Raw genomic sequence first — 20,661 nt, 5'->3', positions numbered from 1 at the left:
GTCAGCTTGTCCACAACCACCTGCAGCTGTGGACGTAGGCGAGAAGGATGTCGCGGGTCGGCCGAGCCACCTGCAACCAGGCCTTCGCGGCCCGCGGTGCCGTCCGCAGGTCGATCAAGTAGTCGCGGTACGGGACCCTGTCGAGACTGTGCTCGTTGTTGCCGAGCGCAGCGGGGCCGACGGCGAACGTGCGCATCGCGCCGGCCGGGCCCTCGGTGTCGCGAGCGTTGAAGGAACCGTGGTCGAAGCTCAGGCCGACCGAGACGTAGCGCTTGCCGAGCGCGTCGCGGAGGAACTCGGCCTGCGCCTTCGGGTCGTCCGCCGGCATCGTCGTCTTGATCGCGATGTGCCCGTTGTGCGCGGACAGCACGAAACCTTGTCACCAGTGGTGCGGGTCCACCAGGTGACGTTCGCCGCCATCACCTCGTCGCGGAACCGCATCGCCTGCGGCAACACCTTCGGGTTCTGTGGGTCGAAGGAGTAGAACCTGGCCACCTGCCAGACGGCCCGCGCGTTCTGCAGCGCCCACGTCCTGTCGGAGCTCGGCGGAGTGCCTGCACCTTCGCGATCGCCTTGCGGGTGTCGGCTTCGAGCTTCTGCCGCTCAGGGGTTTGCCCATGTAGACCGCGGTCCAAGGAGCCACCTCGGGGCCTGCGACGGCAGACCGGCGCTGAGGTGGCGAGGGCTGTACTCGCAGGCAGGGCGGCGGCTGTCGCCGCCCACCCCATCCGGACAATGCCCGACCTGATGGTGGGGTCTGCTCTACCTAGAGCTTCTGGAGTGCTTCGTGCATGCCCTGCTCGGCCTCGTCACCGAGCTTCTTGAACTGGCCCTTGAGCAGCGGCTGGGCCAGCCGGGTCACGCCCTTGAACTCGAACTCGGCGCGATAGGTCACCTCGGTCCCGCCACCGGCCGCGCGGAACGTCATCGTGTCGAGCGCGGTGACGGTCTTGTTCTCCCCGCGCAGCTGGAAGATCTTGCCCGGCTCGAGCTGCTCCACGACGTACTCCAGCTCGGTCTCACGCCCCGCGAAGGAAGAGGTGTTCCGGTACTTCGTCCCGGGGCCGCCGTCGCCTTCGACCCTGACCGTCCGCACGGTGCCGGGATCCCACTCGGTCGTGGTCTCGAAGTCGGCCAGATAGCTGAATACCGCCTCGACCGGCCGGTCTACGGTAATGACGCGCTCGATGGTGATCACCTCGTCAACGCTACCGGCCGCATAAGTTTCGCAGAATCTTCAGCGATCGGTGACAGCCAGGATCTCAGGAATGGCCACGTGCCAGGTCTCCGATCCCACCGTCCGTCGAGATCCCGACGACGTGCGCCCGGCTGATGCCGATAACCGCGCGACGGATCAGTACCGCGGGTGTTGCAAGGACGTCTGGTGCTCAGTCGGAGCCGAGTTGGACTGGCTGCCCACGCCGGCGTTGAGGGCGAGGCCGAAGGCGATCACCCCCAGCAGGCAGGCCACCGCACGGACGTTGTTGGCCGGGTTCCACTTGGCCAGGTAGTTCAGCCACTCGGCCGCTCCCGCGGCGGAGTTCGGGTCGAGCGCGGCCAGCTTGTCGTTCAGCGGGATGTTGACCGCGATGCTGAGCACCATCACGCCGACCAGGTAGAGCGCCGCTCCGGCCAGCAACCACCACCGGCCCGGGCTGTCCCGGACGAACGCCAGGACCGCGAGCGCCAGGCAGATCAGAGCCGTGCCCAGGAAGATCAGCAGGAAGAGCGGGTTCTGGATCCGGACGTTGATGAGGTTCATCGCGGTCGCGCCCTGACCGGGTGGCATCCGCTCCAGTGAGCTCATCACCGTGGTGCCGAAAGCGAAGAACAGCCCACCCATCAGGCCCACCCCGCCGAGTGCGGCCAGGGTGAGGATCTTGGTGAGGTTCATACCGACCACACTCCCGTCTTCGCGGTCTCGCGCGCCCAGTCCGCGAAGTCCCGCGGCGCCCGGCCGAGAACCTGCTGGACTCCGTCCGACACGTACTCCGAGCGGTGGTTGCGAATCACCGCGAACAGGTCGCGGACGGACTCCGCGTCCTCCCGCAGTACGCCGTACTCGACCATCTCTGCGACGTGCTGCTCCGGCACGAGGTCGACCGAGGCGATCGGCCGGCCGGTCGCGGTGGAGAGCTCGGCCGCCACCTCGGCCATCGTGAGCGTGCGCGGCCCGGACAGCGAGTAGGTCTCGCCGGTGTGCCGCTCGTCGAGCAGCGCGGCGGCCATCACGTCGCCGACGTCGTTCGTGTCGATCCAGGCCTCGGCGCCGTCGCCGGCCGACAACCGGATCTCCCCGGCCTGCACGTAGTCGAGCATGAAGTCCTCACTGAAGCCCTGCATGAACCACGCGGGCCGGACGATGGTCCAGTCGGCGCCACTGTCCTTGACCGCGTGCTCCAGCTCGAGGCCGCTCTCGTAGACGGCGAACTCGCGGCCCGGGCTCCCGACACCGCGGCCGGACAGCAGGACCACACGGCGCAGTCCTTCGGACGCTGCCTGCTTGATGAACTTGCCCGCCTGGGCGAGGCCGGTCGGCCCGACCGGCGGAGCGAGGTACGCCGTGTCGATGCCGGCGACCGTGCCGGACCAGGTGTTCTCGTCGTACCAGTCGAAAGGCTGCTCGCTCGAACGCGAGGCCAGCCGGACCGGGAGCTGCCGGGCGTCGAGCTGCTCGACGACGCGGCGTCCGGTCTTGCCCTTACCACTCAGGATCAGAATCGGTGTGTTTGTCATGGCTTCAGTCCATCGCGAATGGATGAGACAAACCATGGTTGTCTGGCGCAATTCCATGTCTGTGCGTCTCAACCTGGGGTAGGCTGGCCGCTATGGACGTCCTCGACGATCTGCTCGCCGGCACCCGGGCGCGGGGCGGTGTGTTCAACCTGACGATCATGGATCCGCCCTGGGCACTGGACATCCGCGACGCCGCGCAACTGGCGCTGGCCACCTTGGTGCGCGGGTCGGCGTGGATCTCCCGCGCCGGGCTGCAGCCGCTCCGGATGGAGGAGGGCGACGTCGCGGTGATCGTCGGGCCCGAGCCGTACGTCGTCGGCGACGAGCCCGGCACGCAGCCACAGTTGCGGATCCACCCGGGTGGCATCTGCGAACCGTTGCCTGGGGCACCTATCGACTACAGCGCCCGGCTCGGGGTCCGCACCTTCGGCGGTCGCCCCGAGGGCACCGCGATGGTTGTCAGCGGCACCTACCAGCTCGAGGGCGACGTCAGCAGGCGGTTGCTCGCGGCCCTCCCGCCGGTGCTCGTGGTCCCGGCGGCCGAGATCGCCGGCCCGGTGATGGAGATGGTGCTCGGCGAGATCCAGCGAGACGAGCCGGGCCAGCAGTCCGTGCTCGACCGGTGGCTCGACCTAGCGCTGATCACCACGCTGCGGGCCTGGTTCGCGCGGCCGGAATCGCACGCCCCGGGGTGGTACCAGGCGCAGAGTGACCCGGTCGTGGGCCAGGCGTTGCGCCTGCTGCACGAGGACCCGGCGTACCCGTGGAGCGTTGTCGAACTGGCCGATCGCACCGGGGTGTCACGAGCGAGCCTGGCTCGGCGGTTCAGCGGGCTGGTGGGGGAAGCGCCGATGGCCTACCTCACCGGCTGGCGGATCACCGTCGCCGCGGATCTGTTGCGCGAGACCACGGACACAGTCGAGTCGATCGCGCGCCGCGTCGGCTACGCGAACGCCTTCGCTCTGAGCGTCGCCTTCAAACGCGTCCGCGGCACCAGCCCGACCGCACACCGCCGGGCCGCGGCCGCCTAGCTGCTGCCTGCCCCTCGTCCAGCTGACCGTGGTCTGGCTGATCGTGGTCTAGCTGGTCGTGGCGTCGATGAAGGCGAGCGCCTGCGGCCAGGAGAGCTTGAACGCCTCGGCGTTGACCTCCTGGTCATGGCGCCCGCGATCCGAGAACCCGTGATCCGCACCAGGGTAGAAGTGCGTGATCGTGGCACCGGTCGGCCGCGCCTGCAACGCGGTCTGCACCGCCTCGAAGTCAGCCACCGGCACGATGGTGTCGGCGCTCGGGTAGAGCACCATCACCGGCGCGGTGATCCCGCCCACCTCAGCGACCGTGTCGTACGAGTGCTGCGGCGCGAGCTTGGACGGCACGGTCGGGTGGTACGAGATCACGTTCGCCAACCGGTGCTCCCTGGCCCCCAGCAACAGCGCCAACCGCCCACCCAGACACCAGCCCATCACGCCCGCCTGCTGACAGCCGAGTTCCCCCAGGAGGTGGTCCAGCAACGCGACCTGCTCGCCGAGCGCGCTGTCGTCGTTCATCTCGCGCAACAGCCCTGACAACTCCTCCCGCGTCGAGTTGTCGGTGCTGCGGCCCTTGAACGGGTCCCACACCAGCGCGGTGATCCCCCGGCCGGCGAGCTCATCCGCCCAGTCGCGGACCTGCTCGCCGATGCCGGTGATCATCGGCAGGAACAACATCCCCGGCCCGCCCTCGACACCCTCCGGCCTGGCCAGATAAGCGCCGAGATCTCCCACCCTGACAGTCGCCGTCTCGATCATGACCCGCACGTTAGCCGACCGCCTGGGCGAACGTCAGACCCGCTGGGCCTTGAGCATCCGGAGGCCGGCGAGGTTGACGAGAACCAGGATGATCGCGGAGAAGACCAGCAGCGCGAGCTGGTCCGGGAGCACGGCGACGCCGACACCGACGGCAAGAACCGGCAGCGCGAGTCCGGCGTACGCGATCAGGAAGAGGGCGGCAAGCACCTCGCCGCGCGAACCCGGGTCGGCCAGCGACGCGGCGGTCGCGACGGCGCCCCGGAAGACCAGGCCGACGCCCGCTCCGGCGACGACCCCGCCGATCACGAACAACCAGAGGCTGGGGATCAGCCCGCCCACGGCGATCCCGACCAGACCGGCCGACATCAACGCGAGCCCGAGCCGCAACTGCTGCTGCCTCGCGAGCCGCACGAACACCACCTGACTGGTCGCACCCGCGATGAACACCACGAACGTCACCACCCCGGCGAGCAGCCGCGAGGTGTGGTGCAACGTGCCCGCCAGGAACGTCGGCGCCAGCGAGGTGAACAACCCGAAGATCGCGAAAGCGGCGAACGCCCCGACCGCGGTCGCGAAGAACAGCGGCTTCGCGGCGGCCGGCAATGCCACCCGCTGCGGCCGGTACGCCGGACGCACCTCCAGTCGTTCCACCGTCTCCGGCACCAACGCGATCCCCAGCGCGCTGAGGAGTAGCAACACCAGGAACAACTCGTACGGCCGATCCAGCGGCGCCGCGACGTACTGCGCGAGCAGACCACCCACGAGCGGACCGAACGCCAGACCACCGAGGTTCACCATGCTCGAGATCAGCGCGGACCTGCTCCCGTCCTCCTGAGGCCTGGCGATCTGCCGGAGCTCGGACAGGTGCGCGGTCGCCGTCGCGGTCAGTACTCCGACGCCGACACCGGTGACGAACCGTGCGAGGAGCAGACCGGGCACGTCCTGCCAGACGAGGAAGATCGCCGCCGCCAGCGCCTCGGCCAGCACCGCGAGCAGCGCGACCCGGCGACGGCCGAGCCAGTCGCTGATGTGGCCGGCCAGGTACAGGCTGGCCATCACGCCGACCGCGTAGGTGGCGAAGATGACCGTGATCATGAACGTCGGGCACCCGTCCCGACGCTGGTAGATGGCGTAGAGCGGGGTCGGGACGGTGGAGAACGCCATCGTGATCAGGAACGCGGCGGCGATCATCCAGAACCCTGTGCTGTGGGCGAACCGCACGGGCGAGCCCGCCTTGTCGAGCGCACGAGGGCCGGAAAGAGTTGTCATGCTTCCAGACTTACTCGCCGGATCTATCGAGTCCAACGAATCTTCTTGCATCGTGTTATCGCTCTGATCGATAATTGCCGTCGTGGATTCGAGACAACTGGAGTACTTCGTCGCCGTCGCCGAGGAGTTGAGCTTCACTCGCGCGGCGCATCGGCTCTTCACGGTCCAGTCCACCGTGTCCGCCGCGATCCGGGCGCTGGAGGCGGACCTGAAGACCACGCTGTTCGACCGATCCACCCGACGGGTCACCCTGTCGGATGCCGGCCAGGCCCTGCTGCCCGAGGCGAAGGCCGCGCTGGAGGCCATCGACCGGGCTCGCGCGGTGGTCGAGGAGGCCTCCACCGGACTCCGCGGCAACGTCCGGATCGGCACGATGACGAGACTCGGCCTGGTCGATCTGGCCGAACTGCTCGGCGCCTTCTACCAGCGCTATCCGCTCGTCGAGGTGCAGGTGACCACCTCGCCGACCGGTTCCAGCGGACTCGCCGACGACGTCCGGCACGGCCGGCTCGACGTCGCCCTGGTCGGCCTGAACCGCGCGGACCTGCCCGGGCTCGATACACGCGAACTGGCGACCGTGCCGTTCGTCGTACTGGTTCCCTCGAACCACCGGCTGGCTGGGAGGGGGGCGATCCGGTTGGCGGACCTGGCCGGCGAGCGATTCGTGGACATGCTGCGCGGATTCGGCAACCGGACCACGGTCGACCGGGCCTTCGGCAACGCCGGTCTGCCGCGGCGGGTGCAGGTGGAGGTCCCTGACCTGACCACCGTGCCGGACTACGTGCGCGCCGGGCTGGGCGTCGCCGTCATACCGGAGCTCGACCAGGACGAAGCGGCCGGCGTGACGCGGCTGCGGATCACCGACACGGACCTCAGCTGGACGTTGTCCGCGATCACCCTCAGCGGCCGGCGACCGAGCCGAGCGGTGACCGCCCTCCTCGACCTGATGGCGGCCGCGATCCACCCCGGCGGCACCTACCTCTAGGAGTCCCCGGAGCGGTGGGAATGCTGAGGCGGAAGCCTTTGTTGATACATCATCAAAGGGATCTATCATCTCTACGGACACCCATCCTGGGCGCCTTTGCTACGGATCGTCCGGCACGTTCCTGCCGGCGAAGGGAAAGGAAGCGCGACATGGCAACTGTGTCGTTCAAGGGAGCTACCCGGGTCTACCCGGGCACTGAAACCCCGGCCGTCGACAAGCTCGACCTGGACATCTCCGACGGAGAGTTCATGGTCCTGGTCGGACCGTCCGGTTCCGGCAAGTCCACCGCGCTGCGGATGCTGGCCGGCCTGGAAGAGGTCAACGAGGGTTCGATCTACATCGGCGACCGTGACGTCACCAACAGCCCGCCGAAAGAGCGCGACATCGCGATGGTGTTCCAGAACTACGCGCTCTACCCGCACATGTCCGTCGCGGACAACATGGGCTTCGCACTGAAGATGCAGGGTGTCTCCAAGGATGACCGCGCCAAGCGCGTGATGGAGGCCGCCAAGCTCCTCGGCCTGGAGGAGTACCTCGAGCGCAAGCCGAAGGCACTGTCCGGCGGTCAGCGTCAGCGTGTCGCGATGGGCCGCGCAATCGTGCGTGACCCGCAAGTCTTCCTGATGGACGAGCCGCTGTCGAACCTCGACGCGAAGCTCCGGGTCCAGACCCGCACCCAGATCGCCGAACTGCAGCACCGCCTCGGCGTCACCACCGTCTACGTCACCCACGACCAGATCGAGGCCATGACCATGGGCGACCGGGTCGCCGTGCTCAAGGACGGTCTACTCCAGCAGGTCGACACCCCGCTGAACCTCTACGACGCCCCGAAGAACCTCTTCGTGGCCGGCTTCATGGGTTCACCCGCGATGAACCTCATCGAGGCCGAGATCACCGACAGTGGCGCGAAGATTGGCGACTACGTGGTCCCCATCGAGCGCTCGCTGCTCGCCAAGGCCGGCGACGACAAGACGCTGATGCTGGGCGTCCGCCCGGAGGCGTTCCACCTCGCCGACGAGGGTGTGCCGGTCCGGGTCGCCGTGGTCGAGGAGCTCGGCTCCGACGCGTACCTCTACGGCAGCGCAGAGAACACCACCGGCCAGCAGATCATCGCCAGGATCGGCACCCGGATGCACGCCGAGAAGGGCGCGCTGGTCCACCTCGCCCCGCAGCCCGACAAGCTGCACCTGTTCTCCACCTCCACCGAGCAGCGCCTGACCGCCTGACAACGGCCGACGCACGACCCGCAGTACGGCTTCCGGGCTCGACACGTACTGCGTACCCGGCCCCGGGCGGTTCTCCGTCCGGGGCCGTGGTGCGTCTACGGTGATCCGGTGACGCAGAGGTGGGAGGTCGGTGAGCCTGGGATCGTGCGGCTGCCCTCGGGGCGGCTGGTCCGCGGACGTGGGCTGCGAAACCCGTTGCCCACAGGGCAGACACCGACCTTCGCGGTCTACCTGCTGGGCAAGGAGCCGCCTGAGGTCAGCTGGGAGTCGCGCTGGCTCCGCTGGCCGGACCTCCGCCTTCCAGTTGACGATGCCGAGGCTCGGGCAGTCTTCGTGGAAGTACTGGAACGCGCCGACGCCGACCGGGTGGAACTCGCGTGTCGTGGTGGCCGTGGTCGCACCGGCACCGCCCTCGCCTGCCTCGCCGTGCTCGACGGGGTTCCCCCAGCCGAGGCAGTGGAGTTCGTCCGCCGCAACTACGACCCCAAGGCCGTCGAAACTCCCTGGCAGAAGCGCTTCGTCCGCCGCTTCGCTTGATCCCGTACTGCGGGGTCAGGCGGGGGTGGCTCCACCGCCGCGCGGCGTTCCGGCGTACAGGGATCCCAGCAGGGCCAGGGAGTCGGCGTCCTTGCTGCTGGTGGCGCACCACGGCGGCGATTGATGATGTAGGCAACGGACGTCGGGAAGGCGTCCATCAGCTGCAGGAGAGCTGGGTCGACGGTTCCCGCTGCCCCTCCTCCGGCCGCGGGACCAACCCGGCCAGGCGGTAGGCGTGCCAACGGGCATCCATGCTGAGCCGCAGGAACTCGCCCAACTCGGTCACCACCCGAGGGTAGTCGGCGACCTCACGGATACTGGCGCAGTGGAGGTCTCTGAGCAGGGAACGGGCGAGCGGGCGGGCTACCGGCGATCGGCAGGGTCGGCGCGCGGCGAGGCCCGCCGCCGCGAACTGCTCGACCGGGTGACCGACGACCTCGGCGTCAACGGGCTGGTCGACTTCTCGCTCCGGCGCGCGGCCCGCGCGGCCGGCACTACCCACAAGGTGCTGCTTTACCACTTCGACGGACCCGAGGACCTGCTCACCCAGGCTGTACTGCAGCTGCGCGAGCGGCGGATCAGCAGGAGCATGGCGGCTGCCGCCGAAGCTCTGGCCGGCCCGACGCTTGCCGCCCGCGTCCAGGCGATCTGGCCGATCCTCATCGGCGAGGAGTCCTGGGTTCTCGACCAGGCGATCGGCCTCGCCATGTACGACCCTGCTCGGTACGCCGAACTGGCCCGGAACGCCTCGAAGCAGTACATGCCCGCGCTGTTCTCGCTCTGCCCCGAGCATTGGCCCGAGGACCGGCAGCTCGAAGTGGCGGAGATGATCCTCGGCACCCTGCGGGGATTCCTGGTCGAGTGGCGGACCAGCGGCGACGGTCCTGGTATCCAGGCCGGCTTCAACGCACTCCTTCGCGCCCTGGACCGCGAAGAGGCCGCCTCCTAAGGAGCACCGGCGTTCCGCAGTACTGCGGGGGCGTGGCTCGGCGTACGGGCATGGACAGTTTGCGAACCGCGTGGTTCACTTCTGAGCAGAGGTCTAATCCGGACAGAGGATCGGTGGGGCGGATGCGCGAGAAGGTTCAGTTCGTCAGTGGGGACGTCGAGTGCGTCGCCTGGCACTACCCGGGGACGAACGGTGGCTGTGTGGTGATGGCCGGCGGGTTCGCGGTCACGAAGGAGCCCGGCACCGACAAGTTCGCGGAGCGGTTCCACCAGGCCGGGTTCTCCGTGCTGGCCTTCGACTACCGGCATCTCGGCGAGAGCGGCGGTCAACCGCGCCAGGTCGCCCGGGTGCGCGAGCAACTCGCGGACTGGCAGGCCGCCATCGCCTTCGCCGCGACGTTGCCCGAAGTGGACCCGGCGAAGATCGCCATCTGGGCGTTCTCCCTGTCCGGCGGTTACATCTTCCAGGTCGCGGCGCGGAATCCGCACCTCGCGGCGGCGATCGCGCAGACGCCGAACGCGGACGGCCCGGCGGCTTCGCGGAACGCGATCCGGTACCAGAAGCCATTGGCCATGCTCCGCTTCACCGGCCGAGGGATCCTCGACGCGCTCGGCAGTCTGGTTGGCCGCCGCCCGCTGCTCGTGCCGTTGGTCGGTCAGCCAGGCAACGTTGCGCTCCTCACGACACCGGACGCCATCAGTGGCGGCGATCTGGCGCTCAACCCGGACAACAAGTACCCGGACTGGCAGCAGGCGGTCGCCGCCCGCTCGGCGCTCCGCGTCACGCTGTATCGGCCCGGCCGCTTCGCATCTCGGGTGCAGGTGCCGTTGATGGTGCTCGTCTGCGACCAGGACAAGTCAGCCCTCGCCGAGCCCGCCGCGGTCGCCGCGGAGCGCGCTCCCCGAGGAGAGCTGGTCCGCCTGCCCGGTGGTCACTACGAACCTTTCCTCACCGCCCATCAGGAAGCCGTCGAAGCCGAACTCGCCTTCCTTCGCCACCACCTTTTGGAGGACAAGCCCCTGCCGGCAGTTGGCCAAGAGCTGTCTTCCTAGGTCTTGATCACTTATGTGGATGAAATGCCGTTGACGGTGGTCGGCGGGTGACGTTTGCTCGGGACGTGACGATCGAGCGCACCAATCCCCCGGCCCTGCACACGACACCCGGCTATCACCACGTGACCAAGGTGACCGCCGACCAGCTGATCTTCCTGGCCGGCCAGTGCCCGCTGAAGGAGTCGGGTGACCTGGCCGACGGTGGACTCGAAGGCCAGACGGAGCAAGTGATCCAGAACATCCTGGCCGCCCTCGAGTCGGCAGGCGCCGGGCCGGATGACGTAGTACGGACCGTCATCTACGTCGCCAGCCCAGTCCGCGAGCAGCTCAGCGCGGTCTGGACCCAGCTGAACGCCTCCCCTCTCGCTCCCGCCTTCACCTCGGCCAGCACCTTGCTCGGCGTAGCCCAACTCGGCTTCCCCGGCCAACTCGTCGAGGTCGACGTCACCGCTGCCCTGTGACCGGGTGGTTCGGCTGGAGTAGCTGGTGAGGGTCGAAGTGGGTCCTCAGTTTGGTGAGTCGTTCGTAGGTGGGCGTGTCGAAGGCGGCTCGGGTCTCCTCCTGGTCGAGCGGGGCGAAGCTGAAGTTGAGGAACCGGCCGATCACGTGGTCGGTCCAGGGCTCGAGGATCCGTCGGTGCAGAGCGGTCACGTCGCGCTTGCCTGGTGACAGGACGGTCAGCGAGTACGCCGCGTCCCGGTGACTGACGGCATTCGGGACGGCGGGCGGCTGAGCGAGTGCGCCACCGAGATGGCGGATCCCGATCACGCACATCGCTTTCGCGGAAGGGCCGGCCAACTCGGGGATCGTGGCGAGCGCTTCGGGGTCCAAGGTGTTCAGCAGGACGTTGTGGGAGCGGTAGGCGTCCGGGCGTTCCGGCTCGGCGAAGATCCTGCCCGACTCGGTGTAGGGCATTTCGCCGACGGTGTCGAGAAGCGGCTGGCCGATCCCCCTCAACGGCTGGACGAGTTCCTGGCCTGCTCCGAGCACGCAGAGTTGGAGTTGCGCGACGTGCTTGCCGCGGAGGGGTTCGGGGACCGGCGGGATGTCGGGGAACACCAGAACGGCCACGGCCGAGGTCACCTCGTCCGGAACCGTCCGGGTCCACTCGCGCCAGGTGTCGAGCACGCCGGGCGTCTGGTCCAGGTCGTAGTACAGGCTGCCGCCGTAGAGGGTGGTGACGGGGAACAAGTCGATCTCCAGGCGGGTGACGATGCCGAAGTTGCCACCGCCGCCGCGGAGTGCCCAGAACAGGTCGGGGTCGTCCTCTGCGTTGCGGAGTTCGCCGTCGGGCGTGACGACCTCGATGCGGCGTACATGGTCAGCGGCGAAGCCGAAGCGCCTGGCCATCAGGCCGAGGCCGCCGCCCAGCGTGTAGGGGATCGCGCCGACGCCCGGGAAGCTGCCGGACAACGGGGCGAGGCCGTGCGGGGCAGTCGCCTCGATCACATGCTTCCAGGTCGCGCCTGCCTGGATCCAGGCCGTGTGGTTCTCCGGATCGACGGTCACTGATTCCAAGCGGCCGGTGGTGATCAGTAGTCCGCCGTCGAGTGGTCTGGTGTGACCGTGGCCGCTGGCTCGGACTGCCACCTTGAGCCCGTGCTTCAGGGCATAGCGGACTGCCGATTGAACGTCCTGCGGAGTCGTGGCGCCGATGATGCGCTCCGGCTGGTGCGGTGTGAGTCGCTGGAAGCCGAGTCGCTCCTCCTGATAGCCGTCGGTATAGCCGTCGGTCTCCTTCGTCCACACCGGTCCTTTGATTTCCGTAGTCATGGCTCCGACGTTAGGAGCTCTTGCGGACACATCTTGTCCGGAAGGTATGCGAATCTGGATCTCGTGAGTGCCCGCAAGGATCTGCCCGGACGACTGCTGCGACTGCTGTCGCTGTTGCAGAGTCGCCGTGAGTGGTCCGGCCGCGAGCTGGCCGAGCGGCTCGGCGTCACCGACCGCACCGTACGCCGGGACGTCGAGCGACTGCGGTCCCTCGACTACCCGGTGACCGGTACGACGGGGTTGGCCGGCGGGTATCGGCTGGCCGCGGGGAAGAACGTGCCGCCGCTGTTGCTCGACGATGACGAGGCGGTCGCCGTGGCCGTTGGGCTGGCCGGGGCCGCGAACAGTGGGGTGTCCGGGCTGCAGGACAGCTCGATGAGTGCGCTGGCCAAGTTGGAGCAGGTGCTCCCTGCCCGGCTGCGGCCGTCGGTTGCTGCCGTCGGTGCGGCCGAGGTGGTCACCCGGTATGGGATTCCTGAGGTGGATGCCGCGGGACTCGCCGTACTGGCCGCCTGTTGCCGGGATCGGGAGATCGTTGCCTTCAGCTACTCGGGGCGTGGTGGGGCGAGCAGTGACCGGCGGGTGGAGCCGCACCGGCTGGTGACGATCCACGGGCAGTGGTACCTGCTCGCGTACGACCCGGACCGGGCAGACTGGCGGACCTTCCGGGTGGACCGGATCTCGCGGATCGCGCCGACGCGGCATCACTTCTCAGCCCGGGAGTTCCCCGCGGCGGACGCGGCGTCGTACTTGCTGGAGTCGTTCGCGGCGGCGTCCTACCGGCACACGGCGGTACTGCGGGTGCAGTTGCCGGCCGAGGTTGTGCGCGACAGCTTCTTCGGAACGATCCCGGGCACGATCGAACCCGCTACCGGTTCTGGCGGGGAGGTGGCGTGCGTGGTGCGGTTGAGTACGGAGGCGCCGGCGCTGTTGATCCAGTACGTCGCGGGGATCGCCGCGCTCGGCGCGGAGTACACACTGGAGGCGTCGCCGGAAGCAGCCGGCCTGATTCGCGGGGTCGGCCTCAACCTTGCCCGGGCTGCGTCCGACGCAGAGTAGCCATCTGTTCCCGACCACCTGTCCCCGACCACGAAACGGCAACTGTGAACCACGTCCTGATCACCGGAGCGACCGGCTTCGTCGGCTCCCGCCTGGCCCGTCACCTGTCCACCACTCACAAGGTGATCACGCTGTCCCGCGGCCGATCGACCGGCCCATGGACTGCTGTCCAAGGGGACTTCGGGTCCGAGGCCGACCTCGCCCAGCTGGATGCGTATCAGCTCGACGCGGTGGTTCACCTCGCCGCGGAGACCGGCGGGACGACCGAGGAGGCCGGGCTCGCGGTGAACGTCCTCGGCACCCGGCGGCTGCTGCGGTATCTCGCGGATCGAGGGGTACGGCGGTTCGTGGTCGCGAGTTCGATCGCGGCGACTGGTTGCCTGTCGCCCGAGTTCCTGCCGCGGCGGCTCCCGATCCCCGCCGATCACCCGTGCGACGCGCGCGATGCGTACGGGCTGTCGAAGGCGCTGATGGAGGAGGTCTGCGCGTACTTCCAGCGCCTCGATCCCGAGCTCGCCATGACAGTCCTCCGGCTCGGCGTCGTCGTACCGGAGAGCACTGCGCCGGTGGCCCCCGAGTCGCTCGGCGGGATCGACCTGCCGTTCACGAGTCTCGCCACTGTCGCGGTGCAGGACGTGGTCGCGATCATCGCGCGGGCGCTCGAGTTCGAGCCCGGGTTCCACCGGTTCAACGCCGTCGCTCCGTGGCTGCCGACTCCCCTGTCGGTGCGGGACGCGCTCGCCGCGACACTGGGAGCCCGGGGCAATGACCTGGATCTTTCGGGGTACGAGGAGAGCGGACCGACTTCGTTCTACGACACGGCGGAGGTGGTCCGGGCGACGGGATACCCGCGGGTCGACGTACGCAGTACGACTCCTGCTTGAGTGGTGGGACAGAATTCGGCGAGGCGGCAACAGACGGCGAGGACAGCAGATGAACTCGGAGCAGCCGGACCGCAAGCGCCTGGCCGAGCAGTTGCAGGAGGACTGGGAGGCGCTGCGCAGCGTGGGCGACCTCTTCACCGGTACTGCGCTCGGCTACAGCGCTGAGCAGCTCCGGCCGGGCAGCGGCTGGCCCGAGGACCTCCAGGACACGCCGATCATCCTCGCTGTCGACGGCCCCGGTACTGCGCTCACCGTGGCTGCGCGAGCTGCGCGGGACCTGGCACTGGTGCTCACGGACGAGCCGGACGCGGTGCGCGACGTACTGGATGAGGCAGGGCGCCCCGAAGTGTCGGTGTCCGCTGATCCCGAGGCGATCGTCGACCTGGTGACAGCGACCGAGCGACCGAAGCGGTGGATCGGCCTCGGCTCGGCGGACCACCTGACCCAGGTGGTCGACTCGGACCTCGTCGGGCGGCTACGGGTGACCCAGTTGCAGGTGCCGAGCGGAGCCGCCCCGGTACTGGCGGCCGCGGCGGCGGGGCGCCTGGCGCTCGACCTGGTCAGCGCCAACCCGGCCGACGGAGAAGCCGGGCCCGCTGTCGCGATCGCGGCGGCACTGCTGCTGCCGTTCGTCGACTTCCACCAGGTCAATGTGGGGGTCGACGAGACCGGTCGCTTCCAGTTGCAGCACGACGGCTTCCTGCTCTGGTGGGGCATCACCAAGGAGCCCGGAGCCCTTCAGGCGTGGGTTGACAGAGCTCTTTCCTGAGTCGCCGCAGCCGTGATCGACCGGGTCTGGTCATGCGGTGATGAGGCCGATGCCCAGGGTCAGGACGCCCGCGGCCAGGGAGAGCGCGCCGAGGTACAGGACCCAGATGAACTGGTTCGGCTTGGTGCGGTCCTTGCCGGCGGACGAGGCAAAGAACCCGGCGGACATCACGATCGCCGCGACCGGGATGCCCAGCCGACCCACCCACAGCCAGAATCCGTCCAGGCTGGTCGAGTCCACGTAGAGCAGACCGACCAGGCTGAGGATGACCAGTACGCCGGCGTGCCCGTGACCAGCCCGCGCGAACGACTTCTGGAAGTCGGTCATCGGCACGTCACCGCGGACGATCTTCGTCATGAACCAGCCGCCGAACTGGATCGTGACGATGGTGAGCAGGATCGCTCCGGCGATGGTCCGGGAGGCCTCGCTCAGCTCCATGGTTGTTGCTCCTTCACTGCGGTTGCGGGGGTTCTGGTTGGTGGTGTTTCAGTGGTTGACAAGTTCGGGCTGCGGCTTCTGGCGGACCGCGCCGAGCAGCCGGCGGGTCGGCGTACTGTCGGCTGAACGGGCCGCCCACAGCACCACCGCGAGGTAGAGCAGTTGCTCGGGGATCCGCTGCCGCAGCGGGGTCGCCGTCTCGCCGTTGGCGAACGAGATGTCCGCGACAGCCTCATAGATGTTTGCCGGGAGCAACGTAACGAACAGCGCCGCCAGCCCAAGGCCGGCCGCCCACCTTGTTGCCGTCAGCACCAGCCCGATCGCCCCGAGCAGTTCCAGTACTCCGGTCAGGTAGACCAGCGCGTCCGGGAACGGCAGGAACGGCGGCACGATCCGGACCATGTCCGCGTGGTTCGGCATCACCGTGACCGAGGCGGGAACAAAGTGCGCGCTCGCGGTGAGCAGCAGCATCACCGCCATTCCGTGTGCGGCACTCACCGGCCAACTGGCGAACCTCCGGACCCCGAGCGCGCCCAGCGCCCGGAACACCAGCGTCGCCAGCACCAGTACGACATCGACGATCATCAGCTTCCTCCTGTCATGGATAGTCGCACTATCTGTAATGGATACTGCTACTATCCATCAGGAGTCGAGGAAAGGCAAGGGAGATATGCGGATCGCTGAGTTGAGCCGGGTGTCCGGGGTACCGGTGCCGACGATCAAGTACTACCTGCGCGAGGGCCTGCTCCCCGCCGGCGAGCTGACCAGCCCGAACCAGGCGGACTACGGCGACCAGCACCTACACCGGCTCCGGCTGATCCGGGCGCTGGTCGATCTAGGCCAGGTGCCTGTCGCCGGGGTGAAGCGGATCATCGAGGCCCTCGACTCCGACTCCCTGTCCCTGCACGACCAGATCGGCCGCGCCCACCGGGCGATCACCCCGCAACCGCAACTCACCGCGAGCACCGAAGCCCGCGCCGAGGCAGCAGCCCAGGTCGACGAACTGATCAGGTCCCGCGGCTGGACGGTCGACCCCGACGCCCCCGCCCTCACCACCCTGATCGAAACGGTCGCGGCCTTCCGCACCCTCGACCAGGACCAGCTGGCCGGCTTCCTCGACTCCTACGCCGATGCCGTCGAGAAGTTCACCGAACTAGAGGTAGCCGCCGTCACCTCCCGCGCCGACCGAACCACCCCCGACCAGATCGCGGAGTCCGTAGTCATAGGCACCATCCTCGGCGAAACCCTAATCTCCACCCTCCGCCTCCTAGCCCAAGAATCAATCTCAGCCAAGCGCTGGAAGGCCCCCTGACTAGCGAGCGGGTCAGGCGTCGTGGGCCATATCCACGAAGCGGGAGTAGTGCCCCTGGAAGGCCACGACCACGTCGGCAGTGGGCCCATTCCGGTGCTTGGCAACAATGAAGTCGGCTTCGCCCGGGCGGGTCGACTCGCGTTCGTACGCATCCTCGCGGTGCAGCAGGATGACGACGTCCGCGTCCTGCTCGAGCGAGTTGTGCGTCGCGATACCTTCAGCGACGAAGTTGTGGGTGCCCATCACGGTCGCGTCGTAGACCTCCTGCTCACCGAGACTCTCGATCGAGGTGATGGTGTCCCAGAAGATGTCATTGGTGGCTAGCACCTCGAGGTCCGCGTCGTCGAGCACGCCGGCAACCTTGGCAAGGCGCTGACGGCTGGGCGCGTGCTTCCACAGCGTGGACCCGGAGAATTGGGTGCCCATAGCGGCAGCAAAGTCCCGATGCGTCACCTTGCGTTCGCTCAGCACCGCGCGCACCTGCGACCAGACTTCCTTCGGAATCGTGTCGAGGTTGGTGTTGGCACGCACCGCGCGAAGTGCCGTCGCCACCTCCACAGCCTTCAACCCGCGAAGGCCATGGACACCGATCTCGTCACAGAAGCGCAGCTGGTTCTCCGCGCCATAGATGTGAAGGTGGTACGAGTCGCGGTAGCCGTCCTTCTTCGCCACCTTGATCCGGCTGAAGATGTTGTAGCGGAGCAGGAGTCGGGCGAGATCATCGACCAACCGGCGGCTGGTGGAGGCGTAGTAGATCCGTCCCTGGCCTCCCTTGTCGTCCCAGCGGACCGAGCCGTCCGTCGCCCAGAGGTGCCGGATGAAGGCGCCGACCTGTTCCTTGGGAAGTCCGAACACACCTTCGGGAACGAACTTCTCGTGGCTGCGGAGACCGAACAACCCCAGCGTGTCGAGCCAGGCCGCGATCGGGTTTCGCTTGCCCCGGGCCAGACGGTACGGCGCGGGCAGCCGCAGGGTGGTCACGCGGGCGGCCGCGTACTCATCGCGGATCGGGGTGATGCCGAACCGGCGCTGCGCGGCAGAGGCGACCGCCGACAAGTTCTCCTCGTCGATGCTCGCGTAGCGGATCGGCTGGCGCTTCACGAAGGAACCGTCGCCGAGCAGGTGCGCGAGCAGCGTGACCTCATCGTCGTCCCACGGCTTGACGTTCAAGGGCGGCGGCACGTGACGGAGCGAGCCCAGTCGGGCACCCGGCACCAGCTCACTCAGCGGCTTCCATCCGTCGTACGTGAGGAAGGGATGATTCGCCGTTGCCTTGATCTCTCGTCCGGAGGCGAGCTTCAGGCGGAAGACCTCCTTCACGCCACTGGGGAAGACGTGCGTCATCGTGCGCGGCACCAGCTTCAGCCTGTCATCGAGCGACCAGACCGGGACATCCCGGGCGTCCGCCGCCAGCAGATCACCGAGCGAGATCTCCGCGCCGGTGTCGGCCCTCATCAACCGGGTGTCCGCGGTCAGGCAGCCGGATTCGCGGAGGTCGGAGGCCATGGGGCGTTTGTCGGAGCGTTGTTCTGAGCCTCGGTTCAGCTGGCAGATCGCGATCACCGGGATCTCGAGCTCCTTGGCCAGCAGTTTGATCGAGCGGGAGAACTCGGAGACCTCCAACTGGCGAGACTCGACCTTCTTGCCCGAGGTCATCAGCTGCAGGTAGTCGATCACGATCATCTTCAGGTCGTGGCGCTGCTTGAGCCGCCGGGCCTTGGCGCGGATCTCCATCATGGTCAGGTTCGGCGAGTCGTCGATGAACAGCGGCGCCTCGGACACCTCGCCCATCTTGCGCGCGAGCCGGGCCCAGTCCTCATCCGTCATCTTGCCGTTGCGCATGTGGTGCAGCGGCACCTTCGCCTCAGCCGAGAGCAGTCGCATGGTGATCTCGTTGCGGCTCATCTCCAGCGAGAAGATGCACGACGTCAACCCATGCCTGATCGAAGCCGACCGGGCGAAGTCCAGCCCCAGCGTGGAGTTGTGGGTCGGAATCATCGACTTGCCGGCCAGATACAGGTGGTCGTCGTTGGCCACCTCGACACACCGCACCGGCACGGTGTCGATCCGCTTGACCTGCTTGACCAGCCGATTGCCGATCCTGACGGTCGACGCGGGACGCCGCTCCTTGTGGGTGATCATCTTGCGCGACAGCTTGAAGACGTCGTCCACCGTGCTGAAGGTGAGGACATAGCCGATCGACGACTCGGGGGACCTGCCGGCCACCACGCGGGTCCGATGACCGCACTTGTAGCCGAGGCTGACGATCAGCTCATAGACATCGAGCGCCAGCCGCTCGTTGGTCAGCGTGATCTGGCAGCTGCCGGTCGGGTTGACGGTGCCGTCCGTGTCGAGGAGGCCCGCGAGCAGCTCCCGGCGCTGGGATTCCGATGCCCGCAGATACTCACCAGGAATGTGCTTGTTCCCGAGCACACCGATCTTCCGCAGTACTGCCTGCACCGTGCCATGGTCAGCGTGGCACGACTGGCACCGGACCCCGCCTGCGTACGAGTTCCCACAGTCCGGGCAGGTGGGAGCCGCCACGGGCGCCGAGACGAAGCGCGCCTTGCCTCCACAGCTCTGGCCGCACGTGCGAACCTCCTTCGTGCGCGGCAGGAAGGTCTCGCCACAGACCACGCACGTACGCCGTACTCGCTCCTCCCTCGGGAACTGCATCGAGTAGTTCAGGGAACTCTGGTAGCGGACAACCAGGCCGGTCGCCTCGACGAACATCGCGACCTCGGGGTCGGCAGAGGTGAAGCGCGCACTGGCGGAGTGCCCGTCCCCGAGCCAGACCCCCAAGGCATACGGCGGCAGCGGGAGCTCAATCTCCGGCAAGGCGAGTGCGGTCGCGTTGTCGATCGAGTGATTGACCCGCTTCTCGTTTCCGGGGCAGTGAAGAGTGTCGGCGATCTCGGCGGTGGTCCTGATCTCGGCGAACTGCGCCTGGTTCCGGTACCGGTTGTAGTTCTTCTCGGCGGACCACCGGGCCTTGCGGGACGCGCGGGTCTCGGTCCGCCACTGGTGCTCGGCGTCCGCGACGAGGGTGCTGCCGTCGGAGAAGGTGAGTTCGTAGCAGGGGCGGTCGTGCATCGCCTCGGTCGCGGCGACGACCTTCGTCGGTCGGCCGTCTGCGCCGATCAGGTCGTCGCCCACGGCGACGTCACCCATGGTCGTCCAACCGGTCGGCGTCGCCAGCGGGGTGTCGAGCGCCAGTGCTTTCCCCATCGCGGGGCGGGCCGCGATGATGATCATCTGGCCGGGGTGGAGGCCGTTGGTGAGTTCGTCGAGGTCGGTGAAGCCGGTTGGTACGCCGACCATGGCGTCGCCGCGGGAGTCGATCGCCTCGATCTCGTCGAGGGCGCCCTCCATGATGTCCTTCAGCGGCGCGTAGTCCTCGGTGGTGCGCTTCTCGGTGACCGAGTAGATCTCCGCCTGGGCCTGGTCGACGACGTCGTCGACCTCGCCCTCACCTGCGTAGCCGATCTGGACGATCTTGGTGCCGGCCTCGACCAGGCGGCGCAGGATCGCCTTCTCCCGGACGATGTGCGCGTAGTACCCGGCGTTGGCCGCCAGTGGCACGGACGCGACCAGGGTGTGCACGTACGGCGCGCCGCCGATCCGGGCCATCTCGCCGCGCTTGGTCAGCTCGGCCGCGACGGTGATCGCGTCGGCCGGCTCCCCGCGGGCGTAGAGGTCGGTGACCGCGTCGAAGACGATCTCGTGCGCCGGGCGGTAGAAGTCGGTGCCGCGCAACGTCTCGATGACGTCGGCGATCGCGTCCTTGCTGAGCATCATCGCGCCGAGCACGCACTGCTCGGCCGCCAGATCCTGCGGTGGGGTGCGGTCGAAGCCCATCTCCGGGTTGCGTTCCTCGTTCCCGCC

At 68.1% G+C, this 20,661-nt stretch carries 23 protein-coding genes; 11 read left to right on the top strand and 12 right to left on the bottom strand.

The annotated features are described in order from the left end of the window. Position 1: 1 nt before the first annotated feature. From EV648_RS19575 to EV648_RS19555, 5 genes are all read right to left on the bottom strand, one after another. Positions 2–367, bottom strand: coding sequence for an erythromycin esterase family protein (locus EV648_RS19575; RefSeq protein ID WP_370452734.1), 366 nt, complete (start codon positions 365–367; stop codon positions 2–4). Continuing rightward, positions 250–522 carry a hypothetical protein gene (locus tag EV648_RS45245; protein ID WP_132294110.1) on the bottom strand — a complete coding sequence of 91 codons (273 nt, stop codon included), beginning with the start codon at positions 520–522 and terminating at the stop codon, positions 250–252. Before EV648_RS45245 ends, EV648_RS19575 begins: the two co-directional genes overlap by 118 nt. Positions 523–766: 244 nt before the next feature. Further along, complete coding sequence (locus EV648_RS19565; protein WP_199234703.1) at positions 767–1,198, bottom strand: SRPBCC family protein; 432 nt, start codon at positions 1,196–1,198, stop codon at positions 767–769. 156 nt (positions 1,199–1,354) lie between these two features. Beyond that, positions 1,355–1,894, bottom strand: a complete 540-nt coding sequence (locus EV648_RS19560; protein WP_132293443.1) for a DUF1772 domain-containing protein — start codon at positions 1,892–1,894, stop codon at positions 1,355–1,357. Then, a complete protein-coding gene (locus EV648_RS19555) occupies positions 1,891–2,736 on the bottom strand; it encodes an NAD(P)H-binding protein (RefSeq protein WP_132293440.1) in 846 nt (281 codons plus the stop codon). The genes EV648_RS19560 and EV648_RS19555 overlap by 4 nt, the downstream gene beginning before the upstream one ends. A 92-nt stretch (positions 2,737–2,828) precedes the next feature. Between EV648_RS19555 and EV648_RS19550 the strand changes: the two genes are divergently transcribed. After that, complete coding sequence (locus EV648_RS19550) at positions 2,829–3,767, top strand: AraC family transcriptional regulator (protein ID WP_132293437.1); 939 nt, start codon at positions 2,829–2,831, stop codon at positions 3,765–3,767. A 48-nt stretch (positions 3,768–3,815) separates the two neighbouring features. Here EV648_RS19550 and EV648_RS19545 read toward each other — a convergent pair whose 3' ends face one another. Next, the gene (locus EV648_RS19545; RefSeq protein ID WP_199234702.1) at positions 3,816–4,523 is read right to left on the bottom strand and encodes a dienelactone hydrolase family protein; all 708 of its coding nucleotides are present in this window, start codon (positions 4,521–4,523) and stop codon (positions 3,816–3,818) included. Positions 4,524–4,556: 33 nt separating this feature from the next. Then, a complete protein-coding gene (locus tag EV648_RS19540; RefSeq protein WP_132293431.1) occupies positions 4,557–5,792 on the bottom strand; it encodes an MFS transporter in 1,236 nt (411 codons plus the stop codon). Positions 5,793–5,874: 82 nt separating this feature from the next. Here EV648_RS19540 and EV648_RS19535 point away from each other — a divergent pair, with 82 nt between their 5' ends. The 3 genes from EV648_RS19535 (at position 5,875) to EV648_RS19525 (ending at position 8,540) form a co-directional block, all read left to right on the top strand. Then, positions 5,875–6,777, top strand: a complete 903-nt coding sequence (locus EV648_RS19535; protein WP_132293428.1) for a LysR family transcriptional regulator — start codon at positions 5,875–5,877, stop codon at positions 6,775–6,777. 149 nt (positions 6,778–6,926) lie between these two features. After that, positions 6,927–8,003: an ABC transporter ATP-binding protein gene (locus EV648_RS19530; RefSeq protein ID WP_132293425.1), complete on the top strand. Its 1,077-nt coding sequence runs from the start codon at positions 6,927–6,929 to the stop codon at positions 8,001–8,003. A 108-nt stretch (positions 8,004–8,111) separates the two neighbouring features. Beyond that, a complete protein-coding gene (locus EV648_RS19525; protein ID WP_132293422.1) occupies positions 8,112–8,540 on the top strand; it encodes a protein phosphatase in 429 nt (142 codons plus the stop codon). 157 nt (positions 8,541–8,697) lie between these two features. Here the strand turns inward: EV648_RS19525 and EV648_RS44765 are convergent, their stop codons facing one another. Beyond that, entirely contained in the window at positions 8,698–8,826 is a 129-nt protein-coding gene (locus EV648_RS44765; RefSeq protein ID WP_255512853.1) for a hypothetical protein, read from the bottom strand. A 39-nt stretch (positions 8,827–8,865) separates the two neighbouring features. Between EV648_RS44765 and EV648_RS19515 the strand changes: the two genes are divergently transcribed. From EV648_RS19515 to EV648_RS19505, 3 genes are all read left to right on the top strand, one after another. Beyond that, a complete protein-coding gene (locus tag EV648_RS19515; RefSeq protein ID WP_132293419.1) occupies positions 8,866–9,489 on the top strand; it encodes a TetR/AcrR family transcriptional regulator in 624 nt (207 codons plus the stop codon). Between the two features lie 122 nt (positions 9,490–9,611). Next, complete coding sequence (locus tag EV648_RS19510) at positions 9,612–10,541, top strand: alpha/beta hydrolase (RefSeq protein ID WP_132293416.1); 930 nt, start codon at positions 9,612–9,614, stop codon at positions 10,539–10,541. A 47-nt stretch (positions 10,542–10,588) separates the two neighbouring features. After that, positions 10,589–11,002, top strand: coding sequence for a RidA family protein (locus EV648_RS19505; protein ID WP_241995376.1), 414 nt, complete (start codon positions 10,589–10,591; stop codon positions 11,000–11,002). Here EV648_RS19505 and EV648_RS19500 read toward each other — a convergent pair. Further along, on the bottom strand, positions 10,986–12,314 hold the full coding sequence (locus EV648_RS19500; RefSeq protein ID WP_132293410.1) for an FAD-binding oxidoreductase: 1,329 nt from the start codon (positions 12,312–12,314) through the stop codon (positions 10,986–10,988). The two genes, EV648_RS19505 and EV648_RS19500, sit on opposite strands and share 17 nt — an antisense overlap. 63 nt (positions 12,315–12,377) lie before the next feature. On the opposite strand from EV648_RS19500, the gene EV648_RS19495 reads away from it, so the two are divergent. The 3 genes from EV648_RS19495 to EV648_RS19485 are packed head-to-tail and all read left to right on the top strand — an operon-like array spanning position 12,378 to position 15,026. Then, positions 12,378–13,373: a YafY family protein gene (locus EV648_RS19495; protein WP_199234701.1), complete on the top strand. Its 996-nt coding sequence runs from the start codon at positions 12,378–12,380 to the stop codon at positions 13,371–13,373. 44 nt (positions 13,374–13,417) lie between these two features. After that, the gene (locus EV648_RS19490; protein ID WP_158294026.1) at positions 13,418–14,257 is read left to right on the top strand and encodes an NAD(P)-dependent oxidoreductase; all 840 of its coding nucleotides are present in this window, start codon (positions 13,418–13,420) and stop codon (positions 14,255–14,257) included. A 49-nt stretch (positions 14,258–14,306) separates the two neighbouring features. Continuing rightward, the gene (locus EV648_RS19485; protein ID WP_132293404.1) at positions 14,307–15,026 is read left to right on the top strand and encodes a hypothetical protein; all 720 of its coding nucleotides are present in this window, start codon (positions 14,307–14,309) and stop codon (positions 15,024–15,026) included. Positions 15,027–15,056: 30 nt separating this feature from the next. On the opposite strand, the gene EV648_RS19480 is transcribed toward EV648_RS19485, so the two are convergent. Together EV648_RS19480 and EV648_RS19475 are read right to left on the bottom strand one after the other, a co-directional pair. Further along, positions 15,057–15,464: a hypothetical protein gene (locus tag EV648_RS19480; RefSeq protein ID WP_132293401.1), complete on the bottom strand. Its 408-nt coding sequence runs from the start codon at positions 15,462–15,464 to the stop codon at positions 15,057–15,059. Between the two features lie 48 nt (positions 15,465–15,512). After that, positions 15,513–16,049, bottom strand: coding sequence for a hypothetical protein (locus tag EV648_RS19475; protein ID WP_132293398.1), 537 nt, complete (start codon positions 16,047–16,049; stop codon positions 15,513–15,515). A gap of 85 nt (positions 16,050–16,134) precedes the next feature. Between EV648_RS19475 and EV648_RS19470 the strand changes: the two genes are divergently transcribed. Beyond that, positions 16,135–16,776: a MerR family transcriptional regulator gene (locus EV648_RS19470; protein ID WP_132293395.1), complete on the top strand. Its 642-nt coding sequence runs from the start codon at positions 16,135–16,137 to the stop codon at positions 16,774–16,776. A 12-nt stretch (positions 16,777–16,788) separates the two neighbouring features. Here the strand turns inward: EV648_RS19470 and EV648_RS19465 are convergent, their stop codons facing one another. Next, positions 16,789–20,634: a replicative DNA helicase gene (locus tag EV648_RS19465; protein ID WP_199234722.1), complete on the bottom strand. Its 3,846-nt coding sequence runs from the start codon at positions 20,632–20,634 to the stop codon at positions 16,789–16,791. Between the last annotated feature and the right edge of the window lie 27 nt (positions 20,635–20,661).

Origin of the sequence: Kribbella sp. VKM Ac-2568, assembly GCF_004345365.1 — a bacterium.
Lineage (GTDB): Bacteria > Actinomycetota > Actinomycetes > Propionibacteriales > Kribbellaceae > Kribbella > Kribbella orskensis.
This window is presented reverse-complemented; position numbering and strand designations above follow the sequence as displayed.

Bases quoted from the DNA above. Each gene is read 5' to 3' on its own strand.
- EV648_RS19560 (WP_132293443.1), bottom strand. From the start codon at position 1,894: ATGAACCTCACCAAGATCCTCACCCTGGCCGCACTCGGCGGGGTGGGC.
- EV648_RS19555 (WP_132293440.1), bottom strand. From the start codon at position 2,736: ATGACAAACACACCGATTCTGATCCTGAGTGGTAAGGGCAAGACCGGA.
- EV648_RS19550 (WP_132293437.1), top strand. From the start codon at position 2,829: ATGGACGTCCTCGACGATCTGCTCGCCGGCACCCGGGCGCGGGGCGGT.
- EV648_RS19545 (WP_199234702.1), bottom strand. From the start codon at position 4,523: ATGATCGAGACGGCGACTGTCAGGGTGGGAGATCTCGGCGCTTATCTG.
- EV648_RS19540 (WP_132293431.1), bottom strand. From the start codon at position 5,792: ATGACAACTCTTTCCGGCCCTCGTGCGCTCGACAAGGCGGGCTCGCCC.
- EV648_RS19530 (WP_132293425.1), top strand. From the start codon at position 6,927: ATGGCAACTGTGTCGTTCAAGGGAGCTACCCGGGTCTACCCGGGCACT.
- EV648_RS19510 (WP_132293416.1), top strand. From the start codon at position 9,612: ATGCGCGAGAAGGTTCAGTTCGTCAGTGGGGACGTCGAGTGCGTCGCC.
- EV648_RS19500 (WP_132293410.1), bottom strand. From the start codon at position 12,314: ATGACTACGGAAATCAAAGGACCGGTGTGGACGAAGGAGACCGACGGC.
- EV648_RS19485 (WP_132293404.1), top strand. From the start codon at position 14,307: ATGAACTCGGAGCAGCCGGACCGCAAGCGCCTGGCCGAGCAGTTGCAG.
- EV648_RS19480 (WP_132293401.1), bottom strand. From the start codon at position 15,464: ATGGAGCTGAGCGAGGCCTCCCGGACCATCGCCGGAGCGATCCTGCTC.
- EV648_RS19475 (WP_132293398.1), bottom strand. From the start codon at position 16,049: ATGATCGTCGATGTCGTACTGGTGCTGGCGACGCTGGTGTTCCGGGCG.
- EV648_RS19470 (WP_132293395.1), top strand. From the start codon at position 16,135: ATGCGGATCGCTGAGTTGAGCCGGGTGTCCGGGGTACCGGTGCCGACG.
- EV648_RS19465 (WP_199234722.1), bottom strand. From the start codon at position 20,634: ATGGGCTTCGACCGCACCCCACCGCAGGATCTGGCGGCCGAGCAGTGC.